The organism is Spirosoma sp. (genome assembly GCF_026391055.1).
Lineage (GTDB): Bacteria > Bacteroidota > Bacteroidia > Cytophagales > Spirosomataceae > Spirosoma.
The window spans coordinates 135,903-148,157 of sequence record NZ_JAPLET010000015.1 but is presented as its reverse complement, the minus strand read 5'-3'; the positions used below and the strand labels follow the sequence as shown (position 1 = coordinate 148,157).

Annotated in this window: 10 protein-coding genes; 2 read left to right on the top strand and 8 right to left on the bottom strand. The window is 50.9% G+C overall.

The genetic code is table 11. From position 1 onward, the window contains the following. Positions 1 to 5: 5 nt before the first annotated feature. The 4 genes from NT073_RS06285 to NT073_RS06270 form a co-directional block, all read right to left on the bottom strand. Positions 6 to 227, bottom strand: a complete 222-nt coding sequence (locus NT073_RS06285) for a hypothetical protein (protein ID WP_297370430.1) — start codon at positions 225 to 227, stop codon at positions 6 to 8. Positions 228 to 391: 164 nt separating this feature from the next. After that, positions 392 to 1,252, bottom strand: a complete 861-nt coding sequence (tatC, locus tag NT073_RS06280; protein ID WP_297370427.1) for a twin-arginine translocase subunit TatC — start codon at positions 1,250 to 1,252, stop codon at positions 392 to 394. Between the two features lie 92 nt (positions 1,253 to 1,344). Continuing rightward, entirely contained in the window at positions 1,345 to 2,631 is a 1,287-nt protein-coding gene (gene glyA / locus NT073_RS06275; RefSeq protein WP_297370424.1) for a serine hydroxymethyltransferase, read from the bottom strand. Positions 2,632 to 2,764: 133 nt separating this feature from the next. Continuing rightward, entirely contained in the window at positions 2,765 to 3,637 is an 873-nt protein-coding gene (locus NT073_RS06270; RefSeq protein ID WP_297370421.1) for an AraC family transcriptional regulator, read from the bottom strand. A 139-nt stretch (positions 3,638 to 3,776) separates the two neighbouring features. On the opposite strand from NT073_RS06270, the gene NT073_RS06265 reads away from it, so the two are divergent. Both NT073_RS06265 and NT073_RS06260 read left to right on the top strand, forming a co-directional pair. Further along, the gene (locus NT073_RS06265) at positions 3,777 to 4,610 is read left to right on the top strand and encodes a phytanoyl-CoA dioxygenase family protein (RefSeq protein WP_297370418.1); all 834 of its coding nucleotides are present in this window, start codon (positions 3,777 to 3,779) and stop codon (positions 4,608 to 4,610) included. A 132-nt stretch (positions 4,611 to 4,742) separates the two neighbouring features. Then, the gene (locus NT073_RS06260; RefSeq protein WP_297370415.1) at positions 4,743 to 6,833 is read left to right on the top strand and encodes a cytochrome c biogenesis protein CcdA; all 2,091 of its coding nucleotides are present in this window, start codon (positions 4,743 to 4,745) and stop codon (positions 6,831 to 6,833) included. 76 nt (positions 6,834 to 6,909) lie between these two features. Here NT073_RS06260 and NT073_RS06255 read toward each other — a convergent pair whose 3' ends face one another. From NT073_RS06255 to NT073_RS06240, 4 genes are all read right to left on the bottom strand, one after another. Next, positions 6,910 to 8,115 (bottom strand): lipase family protein, encoded by a 1,206-nt coding sequence (locus NT073_RS06255; RefSeq protein ID WP_297370411.1) that lies wholly within the window; start codon positions 8,113 to 8,115, stop codon positions 6,910 to 6,912. 130 nt (positions 8,116 to 8,245) lie between these two features. Then, the gene (locus NT073_RS06250) at positions 8,246 to 9,046 is read right to left on the bottom strand and encodes an endonuclease/exonuclease/phosphatase family protein (protein ID WP_297370409.1); all 801 of its coding nucleotides are present in this window, start codon (positions 9,044 to 9,046) and stop codon (positions 8,246 to 8,248) included. A gap of 89 nt (positions 9,047 to 9,135) precedes the next feature. Further along, on the bottom strand, positions 9,136 to 10,362 hold the full coding sequence (locus tag NT073_RS06245) for a metallophosphoesterase (RefSeq protein WP_297370406.1): 1,227 nt from the start codon (positions 10,360 to 10,362) through the stop codon (positions 9,136 to 9,138). A 159-nt stretch (positions 10,363 to 10,521) separates the two neighbouring features. After that, a complete protein-coding gene (locus NT073_RS06240; RefSeq protein ID WP_297370403.1) occupies positions 10,522 to 12,252 on the bottom strand; it encodes a RagB/SusD family nutrient uptake outer membrane protein in 1,731 nt (576 codons plus the stop codon). Positions 12,253 to 12,255: the final 3 nt, after the last annotated feature.

Here is a 12,255-nt window from a genome sequence, read left to right as displayed (position 1 = left end):
ACTGACTAATTATCCCCCAGATTGCCCTTCACCGACTCGTAATTAGATTTTAATCGGCCCATTTCTTTGGCGAGGAACGTCTGCAACTGATTATTGAATTCACCTTTTTCTTCCTCAGGCAATGAGTTGTATAAATCTTTCAACTCCTGATTAATGGCTGCCCGTTCGGCGTCGGTAGCCGCGTTGATGGAGCGATAATGGTATTTTTTGAAATCGTACTGTGGCATCGTTCACTACTTGTTATTCAGGTAAATCGGCAAAAATCTCCAGTAATGGAAGTTGAAGCCCGTCTAAATTTATAGGTTCGGCAGGCTTTTCTTTAGTAAATATACAAATCCACTACAAACAAAAAGGCCCTTCCAACAGGGAAGGGCCTCTATCTATAGGCTACTTACTGGGCTTTTTCCAGCTCGCTGGCCGCTTTTAATCTCGCCTTCTCAATCCGCGCCGATACCAGAATACTTACTTCATATAACAAGGTCAATGGTAGCGCCACTAACACCTGGCTGTAAATATCCGGCGATGGCGTAATGATACCCGCTACGACCAGAATCACGATCCAGGCATGTTTGCGGTACTCGCGCATATACTTCGGAGTCAGAACGCCCACTTTCGATAATACATAGGCAATCATCGGCATCTGGAAGATCAGGGCACAACCCAGCGAGAGGGTAACGAGTATACCGATGTAGGACGTGATATCGAACTGGTTCTTGATCTCCGGAGTGATCTGGAAGTTCGCCAGGAAGTTGATCGCCAAAGGCGACACGATGAAATAGCCAAACAGAAGCCCCATCGTGAACAGCAGAGAAACGAAGAAAACGGCTCCCCGGGCAGCGTCCCGCTCAACATTACGAAGACCCGGCTTGATAAACCGCCATAACTCCCAGAAAGCATATGGAAAGGCAAAGCAAAGACCAATGATCGCTGACGAGGTCATGGCCATCGTAAACTGATCGGATACGCCCAGCGACTGTAACTCAAAGTTGAGCTTTTTTACGCACAGGTCGGCATAACCGGTTGTGTCGGCCAGCTTACACATCATCCGATACGTCCAGAAGTTGGGATTTTTAGGTCCCATAATCACGACGTCGAAAATCTCCTCGATGTAAACGAAGGCAATGATGGCAAATACAAAAATAGAAGCAACCGCACGGATAATGTGCCAGCGTAGTTCTTCCAAATGATCCAGGAAGGACATTTCCTTACCTTCGGAATCGATTTCTTCGTCAGTCAGTTGATCGAGAGGCATTGGTATTAGTAGTTAGGAGCGAGAAGTGAGGAGTGAGGAGTTGAGCGTGGATTTGCTCCCCGCTACTGGCTCCCCGCTCCTAACTCCTTAAACTAAGCATAGAGCGGAAATGCTTTCATCCACTCGTTGATTTCTTCTTTAACGGTTGCCAGGGTTGCCGCGTCGTCGTGGTTCATCAACACCTTGTCGATATATACGACAATTTGCTCCATGTCCGATTCTTTCAGACCACGTGTTGTCATAGCGGCCGTACCAACGCGCATCCCCGACGTTACCATCGGCGACTTATCATCAAACGGAACCATGTTCTTGTTGATGGTGATATCAGCTTTGATCAGTGTGTTCTCGGCCAGTTTACCCGTCAGCCCTTTCGAACGCAGATCGATCAGCATCAGGTGGTTATCCGTACCGCCCGAAATAATTTCGTAGCCCCGGCTCAGAAAAGCGTTGGCCATAGCCTGCGCGTTGGCTTTTACCTGAACGGCATAATCATAAAAATCGTCGCTCAACGCTTCGCCAAAGGCTACGGCTTTCGCGGCAATAATATGTTCTAACGGTCCGCCCTGTGTGCCGGGGAATACGCCCGAATCCAGCAGCGACGACATCAGACGGGTTTCGCCTTTTACCGTTTTAATTCCAAATGGATTCTCGAAGTCATTCCGCATCATGATAATACCACCCCGTGTACCGCGCAGTGTTTTGTGCGTCGTGGTGGTAACGATATGGGCATGCTCCAGCGGATCATTCAACAGCCCTTTGGCGATCAGACCGGCCGGGTGCGATACGTCGGCCAGCAGCAAGGCACCAATCTCGTCGGCAATGACACGCAGCCGGGCGTAATCCCAATCGCGGCTATAAGCTGAAGCACCGCAGATCAACAGCTTCGGGCGTTCGCGTTTAGCGGTTTCTTCAACCACATCGTAGTTGATAACACCGGTTTCTTTTTCGACACCGTAAAAGGTAGGACGGAAATATTTACCCGAAATATTGACCGACGAACCGTGGGTCAGGTGACCGCCGTGCGAGAGGTCGAAACCCAGAATAGTGTCGCCGGGATGCAGGCAGGCCAGAAATACGGCCGTGTTGGCATTGGCACCCGAGTGTGGCTGCACATTGACCCAGGAAGCACCAAAGAGCTCTTTAGCACGGTCGATGGCAATCTGTTCAACCTGATCGACTACTTCGCAACCGCCATAATACCGTTTGCCGGGTAATCCTTCAGCATATTTATTGGTCAGAACACTCCCGGCCGCTTCCATAACGGCAGGCGATACGAAGTTCTCGGAAGCTATTAATTCAATGCCCGACTCCTGCCGGTGTTGTTCTTTAGCAATTAGGTCAAATACCTGCGTATCGCGGGTGGTGGTGGCGGTCGTCATGCTACGAGCGTTTTTTGTATTCGGTTTTTTAATTTCCGGACGGTTGCCCCGGCGAACCGGCAAACAACCAACTTAGTATCGGACAAAGGTACGGTAGAAAATGGTAGAATTTGCGGGAAATCCAACGAGTAAATTATCCTTTTCCTTTTGCCAGCACCTGGTATTGAAAAGGTGTTATGCTGGTATAGAGCTTAAACTGCCGGTGAAAATGCGAACTGTTGTTATACCCACAGTCGAGACTAACCTGACTGATACTTAGATCAGTCGTTGTGAGCAGCTTACGGGCATGGCCAATGCGCAGTTCGTTGAGGTACTCGACAAACGTTTTACGGGTACGATTTTTAAAGTACCGGCAAAAAGCCGCCGGGGCCATTCCGGCAATCGACGCAATGGTTTCTATGCGGATCTCTTCCCGAAAATGCAGCAGAACAAATTCGAGCACTCGCTTCATCCGTTCGGTTTCGGCTGCGCCGGGAGCCAGCTGATAGCCGTCACTGGCCAATAGATAAGCCTCCTGATCGGTGGCCAGTTCGTTCAGTATCGTTAGCAGGCTCAACAGTTGGGGCAAGCCGGTCTGCTGCGGCAACTGTTCCAGAAGTTCGCTGACGCACTGGCTCATACGCTGACTAAAGCGTAGACCATACCGCGACCGTTCGAGCAGTCTACGTACCGGTTCCGCTTCGGGTACGGTTGCCAGCCCCCGCTCAGGAAACGTAGCCGGGAACTGCACCACTATAGACACAGCTTTCTGAACAGAATCAGCCTGATAATAGTCATCATCGTTCCGCCAGAAATGCGGTAAGTCTGGCCCGAGCAGTACCAGATCGCCCGCCTGAAACGAATCGACATGATCGCCAACGAATCGACGACCGTGGCTCTTGACGATATACGTTAGTTCATACTCCGGATGATAATGCCAGGGAGCGTCAAAATAAGGGATCTGAAATCGGCGAACGAGCACTGAGCTTTGCTCGCTGAATACTAACTTTTCAAAAAGAGCTTTCACAAAATATCCTATTTTAACCCAGTCATTAATTAGGGCCGAATAATCTTGTCAAAATTAAGCACAAATACGCAAAACTGCTGCTTTCTTATCGAGCGAAGGCACATTACTTTTGTTCTATCTATTCCTTAAACGATACTACATGGAAGCGACTATTGACAAAGCAGTGTTACTGACCGAACTGGATGCTCCTTATCCGGTTAGTCAGGAAGCGATTGCGTTTTATCGGGAGAAAGGCTATGTGAAGCTGAAGGATGTTCTGAGCCCTGCTGTACTCGACTATTACGGCACCATTATCACCGATCTGGTTTTTAAACTCAACACGCTCATCAAGCCCATGGAAGAGCGCACGACCTACGAGCGGGCTTTCCTTCAGATTATGAATCTGTGGCTTGAAGATGAGCAGGCAAAAGAATTCGTTTTCTCGAAACGGCTGGCCCAGATTGCTACCGATCTGATGGGGGTTCAGGGGGTTCGGATCTACCACGATCAGGCTCTTTATAAAGAACCATCGGGCGGCATTACGCCCTGGCACGCCGACCAGTTTTACTGGCCGCTGGCGTCGCCCAATACCGTTACCGTCTGGATTCCATTGCAGGCCACGCCCATGGAAATGGGCCCGCTGGCTTTTGCCGAAGGTAGCCAGACCGTTGAAATTGGCCGCGACGTGGAGATTAGCGATGCCAGTGAGAAAATTCTTGCGGATGAACTCGCCCGGCAAAACTTCAACGTTCACGACACCCCGTTCGACCTCGGCGAGGTGAGTTACCATGCGGGCTGGACATTCCACCGTGCCGGTCCGAATGTTTCTGATCGGCCGCGCAAAGTGATGACCATGATTTATATGGATAAAGATCAGGTCATCATGCAGCCCCGCAACAAATTTCAGGTAGCCGACCACGCCAAATGGCTTGATAATGTGCCCGTTGGCAGCCATCCGCAAGACGAACTAAATCCGGTGATATTCAGCTATTGAGTATAAATTTTCCCGATTTTTCAAGAAAACCCCGGTCAACATCGGGGTTTTCTTGTGTAGTTAGACGGGAAATGGAAATATTTTCGTTCAATTGCTGTTCACTCACCAAAACCATCACTTACCCAAAGCGGTATGAAATCATTTAGTACGCTCGTTGTGTGGCTGCTAGTCAGCCTGACTGCACTGGCGCAAATACGTAAAGACCCAACCAGTTGGTCAGCAAAAGTCGATAAGCAGCCTGCTCAGGTTGGCGATGTTGTTAGTATCCGGATTCAGGTTAGTATCGACCAAAACTGGCATGTTTACTCCAATGACCTTGATCCCAATATTGGTCCACTGCCCACTACGTTCAAATTTCCGTCGTCTGATGCCTATACCCTCGTTGGTAAGGTAACCCCGGTGGGTGTTCAGGAGGTTTACGAAGAGGTTTGGGGCGCAAAAGTGCGTCAGTTCGAGAACAAAGCCGTCTTCATTCAGAAAGTTAAATTGCTCAAGCCGACAGCCACATTCTCCGGTACGGCCGAATACATGTCCTGCTCGTCGAAAGACGGCACCTGCCTTCCACCGGCTGAAGCTGACTTTTCGGTAGCTATCAATGCATCGTCGGCGGCTACGGCACCCGCCAGCCCCACGGTAGCGTCAGCCCCTGCAACAGCATCGGTGGTTACCTCCGAAACCGCCGTTGCAGCAACGACACCCGTCGAAACAGAAACGAAAGCGGCATCCTTAACAGATACCCAGATCGATTCAAGCGTTTCTAAAGCGCTCGCTCAACCGGAAGCAACCGTCGAAGACGGCACTCCGGCCGCCAATGGCTCACTTTGGAGTTTTATGCTAGCTGCGTTCCTGTCGGGTCTGGTAGCGTTGCTTACGCCCTGTGTGTTCCCGATCATTCCGGCCACGGTGAGTTTCTTTACCAATCAGCAGGGTGGTCAGTGGAAAGCGTTGCTGTATGGAGCGTTTATCATTGGCATTTATGTACTGATCGGTACGGTCGTATCGCGGTTCAACGGCCCGGCGTTTGCCAATTTCGTCAGTACACACTGGTTGCCGAACATCCTGTTTTTCGCCATTTTCTTCATCTTCGGCTTATCCTTCCTGGGTCTGTTTGAGATCGTATTACCCAACTCACTCATCAATAAGGCCGATGCGAAATCGGAGCAGGGTGGTATTGCCGGTATCTTCTTCATGGCCTTTACGCTGGTGCTGGTGTCATTTTCCTGCACAGGTCCCATCGTCGGCAGTTTGCTGGTCGCTTCGGCGGGTGGCGAAGTGGTGAAACCTATTTTGGGGATGGCCGCTTTTTCCTCGGCATTTGCCATTCCGTTTACGCTGTTCGCGGCCTTCCCGCAATGGCTGAAGAACCTGCCCCGTTCGGGTGGCTGGCTCAACTCGGTGAAAGTAGTGCTTGGTTTTCTGGAACTGGCCCTGGCGTTGAAGTTCCTAAGCATTGCCGATCAGGTGTATCACTGGGGTCTACTCGACCGGGAGGTATTCCTGTCGCTCTGGATCGTCATTTTCGCCCTGATTGGCTTCTACTTCCTGGGCAAACTTCGGTTACCCCACGACAGCGAAACCAAGTACATCAGTGTGCAGAAACTGCTGCTGGCGATTATCACCCTCTCGTTTGTAGTATACATGATTCCCGGTCTCTGGGGCGCTCCATTGAAAGCGTTATCCGGTTATCTGCCCCCGGAAACGTCTCAGGATTTCAATCTGAACAACATACAGGTGTCCGCCAGTCCGGCCAGTACCCTCACCGAGACCCCTAAATACAGTAACCTGTTTCACCTGCCTCACGGTTTGCAGGGCTTCTTCGACTACAAGCAGGCACTGGCTTATTCCAAAAAGGTTAATAAACCCATATTCATTGACTTCACAGGACACGGCTGCGTGAACTGCCGCGAAATGGAAGCCCGCGTCTGGTCGGACCCGACGGTGATGTCGCGCTTACAGAATGATTTTGTGGTATTGGCCCTGTACGTAGATGACAAAACCGAACTGCCCGAAGCAGATTGGTACACGTCGACCTACGATCAGAAAGTAAAAAAGACGATTGGTGCTCAAAACGCCGACCTGCAAATTACGAAGTTCAATAACAACGCCCAGCCGCATTATTGCCTGGTCAACAGCGAGGGTAACCTGTTGGTATCACCCAAAAATTACGACCGTGACATTTCGCATTTCGTAGCATTTCTGGACTCGGGAAAGGCGAAGTTTTGATTGGAGCTGTTCATTTTCAAGAATTTAACGACAAACGCCATTTCTCAGAGAAATGGCGTTTGTCGTTACTAAGCTCTTACTGCACCGTCGTAAACAGCGTATACGTACCCGCGAGCCAATCCGGTATCGTTTGCACGTGCGTCTTGCCAACGCTGGTGAAGAGCTGAACCGTTTTGCCCGCTCCCCGCGCCTGCATAGCATCGTAGGCATTTTTTGAGTTCAGGTAATACACTTGCGGATCGGCGTCTCCATGATACAGTTGCAGCGTGGTCAGCGGCTTCCAGTCGTAGATGTTGTTATCGGCCACGGCGTTGAGAAAGGCGGTATCGGTTCCGTTCAAAATACCCGCTTTGAATGAATCCGTCAGTACCTGATCGAAACTTACGTCCAGCGTAGCCAGTTGCCGGTTTTTCTGAATATCGGTCAGATAAGGTTCCTTGAAGTAGAAAGACAGTGGCCGGTTGAGTTTATAGATCTGATCGTAGGTCAATAATACCCACAAAAATGCCCGGTTCCACTGCGCAACTCCTGCGGATTTCTGAGTCAGCAAAGCCTTCATGAAACTGGTTTTATCGTAAGCCCCAGCGCCACAGGAAACCGCCCGCAGGTTAAACTCCGTGGGCACTTCATCCTGCATCTTTTTGTACAGCGCCATGGTAGCGTACCCCCCTTCCGAATAGCCCGCCATGTAGAGCCGGGAATCCCATTTGATCTCCGAATGACTGCCTATGTACTCACGGGCAGCTCGCAGCATGTCCAAACTGGCCTGTGCCAGACTCGTCCGGTTTTCGTAGGTATGCGGCAGACTCTTGGATGCCCCAAATCCAATGTAATCCGGACAGACCATAATGTAGCCGATAGACGCAAAAATGGTAGCGAACTGGTAAGCTTCGCTTTCGGGACCGAAATTGGAAGGGGCGTCAGCATCATCGAAAATGGTCCCGTGCTGCTGGCTGATCATGGGAACAGCAGTGGTCGTGTTGGGCACAATTAGCAGACCCGAAGCCTGAATGGCTGTGCCATCCCAGTTTTTGGTCTTGTAAACGAGCTTCACCACCGATATGCCCTGTTTCAATAGCAGTGCATACAGGGGGCTAATGGCTGATGCCTGAGTTACTAACTGATCTTTGGAAATCGTAGCAACGTTGCTGCTGCTAACCAGATATTGATCGGCAGCGGGTTGCGGATCGGTGGTTTTTGAGGTACACCCGACCAGGTATAGAGCAATGAAAAACGCCACGCTGAACGAGCGGCTTGCTTTGAGAACGTATCGTAAATTCATGGGTTGGTAGGCGTTAAAACGCTGGCACTTGTGACGACATCCTATAAGCTACAAAATAAAGACATACCGCCCACCAATGGCTGTATATCTATCTACTGGTGGCCTATCGTTTTACAACCTATCCATGTAATCAGTTCAGCTTTAGTTCGACAACTACCGGCAGATGGTCGGACGCATATTGCTCATCAACGACTCTTGTCGACGTACTTTTCAGCGAGCCGCCCTGTTTGACCATCACGAAATCAATGGCGCGGTTGGGGTTTTTGACTGGAATGGTGGGCGCGCAGGATTGACAGCTTCGCACGAATGTCTGGTCAAAGAGCTGGATAACCTTGCTGTCGGCCTGAGCATTGAAATCGCCCCCCAGAATGACCGGCAAATCAGTGGCTCCAAAGTGTCTGATAATCAACTCAGCCTGCGTAAGCCGGTTAGGTTCCTTCAAATCCAGGTGCGTACTGGCAAAGATCATGCGCTTTCCTTTGGTAGGCTCTACTGTTATGGTGGCTATGGTTCGGGTTTCGCCCCCAATGGCGGGGTCGATGGGGAGGATAAATCGGGTAGAGTCGAGGATAGGGAACCGGGATAGAACCGCAACGCCATAATCCCCCCCCTGATGATCGATGGCCTTCGAAAAGAAGAAGTTCATTCCCGTCAGCCGGGCCAGCTCCTTTGCCTGATTTAACCCCTTCCCCGACCGTTCGGTGTTCACGTCAACCTCCTGCAAGGCAACAAAATCAGGTTTTTCGGCCGTAATGACGCGGGCAATGGCCGCTACATCAATCTTGCTTCCGGCCGACGGCGGGTTGCAGTGGTGTATGTTGTACGTCATCACTTTGAGACTTTTTGCTTTCTTCGCTACGTCCGATGGGCCTTCGTAGGCATAGGAAACGAGTGAAATCAGCAGGAACAGCAGACTATTGACGAACTTCATAAGTGATGGTAAAACGGTTTTATTTCGATTAGTATGTGAGATGTGGCGCGCTGTCAGTTTCTTAAAACCGATCACACGCCAGAAACAAGTTACGTGCGGCTCTTTTTAGAAATGGTGTACTTCCCGACCACTTCACCATCATCCCGAATCATCTTCAGATTCAACTCTTTAGCGGTAGCGTGCAGCTTTATCAGCGTCCGGTTTCCTTCCAGCGGCCCGCCCCCGATCACGATGGGATAATTGTGATCGGCATTGGCGTCGTGGGTACCATACCGGTGCGTGTGTCCCGAAACCTGAAGGTCGATTTTGGCCCTGTTCAGCAACGGTCCAAATACCTGACGGCAATGCATAGTTCCGTGCCAGTCGCCGGAGTGGTAAGGCGAGATGTGAATCAGCACGACCCGGAAAGGAGCTTTTTTGAAGTCATTACTCTCAATTTCTTTCTCCAGCCACTTCGCCTGTGTTTCCCGATAACGGTCGAAGGCCGATAGTCCACCGTATTCAACGCTGTCGTCGGTCTTGTCCTCGCCCGAATCCAGAATAACAAAACGCACCGGGCCACGGGTGAAGGCATAGTAGTATTTGTCGTCCGGGTAGGCATAATAGGCCGGAATATGGCGGGAGAAGCTACCCCGACACTCATGATTACCCTGCGTCAGGATGAATGGCATTTCCGACGCGAAAATATCGACCGACGGTTTGATCAGGTGCTCAACCATCTGGCTTTCTTCGGTCACCCAGTCGAAGCAGTCGCCGTTGAACACGACAAAATCGTAGTCGCGTTTATTGCCGGTATACCCGTGCCGGTACAGCAATTGAGGGATAATCTGCGGGCGGTCATGGATGTCGTTGAAGATAACCAGCTTAAACTCTTGCTCGTTTTCGGCTGGGGTCTTAAAGCCGTACATAGAGCTTGTGATGGTTTCGCCAAACTCCACTTTCGACCCTTTGTAGCCCAATATTTCGGTGGACACGATCCGGTACTTATGCTCGGCACCCGATGCCAGACCCGACAGGGTTATTTTGTTAATCCGGTTGTTGGCTTCGATCAGCCCGTTGTTATAGCCGAATTCCCGTTTGCTGGTGTAGGTACCGGCTCCGTACTCCACCCAGCTAAAGCAGTTTTTGTGGGTGATCCACATAATGGTTACGGCATGGGTGTCCATATTCTGAAGATACGGTCCCGCCACAAAATGATTCTTTTCCTCAGTGGTTGCGGAGGACTGTGTATCGGCCAGCGCTGGAACCGTGGGCAGCAGCCCCAGTGTCCCGACCTGCGCCATTTTTTCAAGAAACGATCGTCTGTCAGAAAGCATATTGGTGTATAGGGGTTTAGGATGTCTGCGTGGTGTCGGGTTCTCAAACCCGACATGGTAAGTTTTGAGAAACCTACCATGTCGGGTCTTTTTATTTTTTCCGTAACAGTGAAGCTTACTAACTGTGTCGGGTTTGAGAACCCGACACCACAGCCCCCCTTACTCCCAACTGGGGTTCTGTGTCAGTTTAGTATTTAGTAGCCGCTCCTGCGTTGGAATGGGGTACAAGTAGTCGCGGGACTCGTTGAATTTCTTGTTGATGTGCCCGTTTACGACAATGTTGCCGCCTTTATTGCCATTCTCCAGCAGGATTTCGCTACCCAGCTTGAGAAGTTGAGCGCCCGGTACGGATGGCTTGGTGCCCTCGTAAATAACCAGATCGACTTTCCCGTTCTTGTCCAGATCGTAACTGCCCGGACCCGGAAAATACATTCCCTTGAACGTTTTTGTCAGGAGTTGTCCCTCTTTCCAGCGGATGATATCGTCCCAGCGGAAGAAATTCTCCATGACCAGCTCCACGCGCCGTTCGCGTCGTATTTCCAGAATAACACCCGTATTGGGGCCTTTTAGCTGGGTATATTGCTGCGCCTGATACGGGTCGGGGTTGGCGTTGGCTGCGGCCATATTGATGTTCGGCATACCCACCCGATCGCGGGTGAGTTTGGTCGACAGATCAAGGTCGGCCTGGGTCAGCGTACCCCGCTCGGCTTTGGCTTCAGCGTAGTTCAGCAGCACCTCGGCGTACCGGAAAATAGGCATATCTGTAATGTCTTTAGTAAACGTATCCCACTTGGGTGCCGAAACGAACTTGATCAGCTGATAACCAGTAACCGTAGCGCCAAATTCCGGCACCAGTGGCGTTGTTTCGCCAATACGGGTATAGCCCGGCGTGCGGATCGTCTGCGCCAGACGAGGGTCTCGATTCTGAACCTCCTCAGCAAACTGCAGGGTTTCGTAGCCTTTGATATCGGTAAAGCGGGTTCCGTCGGCCATCAGGTAGCTGTTGACCAGTTTCTTTTCCAGGCCGGGCTTTCCGTACGATGCCGTCATAGTATAGTAGTTCAGGTTATGATACACCTGTAGCTCATCGCTGAAATCGCGGGCCAGAATCACCTCGTCTGGAATGGCGTTGTCCGACGAGAACAACTTGCCGTATGCGGTTGCGGGCGTGGCTTTGTAGATGGTATACCCGCTGTTCTTCATCAAATCGGCCGAGGCCGCAATGCTCTCGTCCAGAAATTTATCGGCATTGGGCAGACCGAATTCGGTATGGTATTTTCGGAATGTGCCTTCGTATAGACCTATTCTGGATTTTAGAGCCAGGGCCGTCCATTTGGTAACGGTCGTTACCTGCCGCGACGCATCCAGATTGGCAATGGCATAATTGATATCGGCCATCACCGAATCCATCACCATCGCTCGGGGATCGCGCGGTTTAGTCAGCATTTCCTGATCCATCACCTCAATGGGTTTCGAATACCAGGGAACGTCACCAAAGCGTTTCACCATGCCAAAGTAAAAGTAGGCACGGAAAAAGCGGGCCAGTCCGTTGTATTTGGCCACGGCTTTGGCATCCGGGCACTTCCCCGAGTTGGCCAGAAAATAGTTGATATTACGAAGGGTACCCCAGCTCCAGCCGCCCCCGCTGGTGGGCACCACCCGCGTACCCTGCAGCTCATCGCGCAGGCTGTTCTTGACTACATTGTCGACGTCTTCATTATACACATCTTCGGCCGATGGCAGGGCATTGTAAAATGAATTCGTGTAAAGCAGCAGGTCGTTTTCGGTATTGAAAAAGGTTTCGGGCGAAATAGCGTCCTGAGGTAGCATGTTCAGGTCACAGGCCGACAAACCAAGGGCAATAGCCAGTATACTTAGTAGTTTTTTCATCTG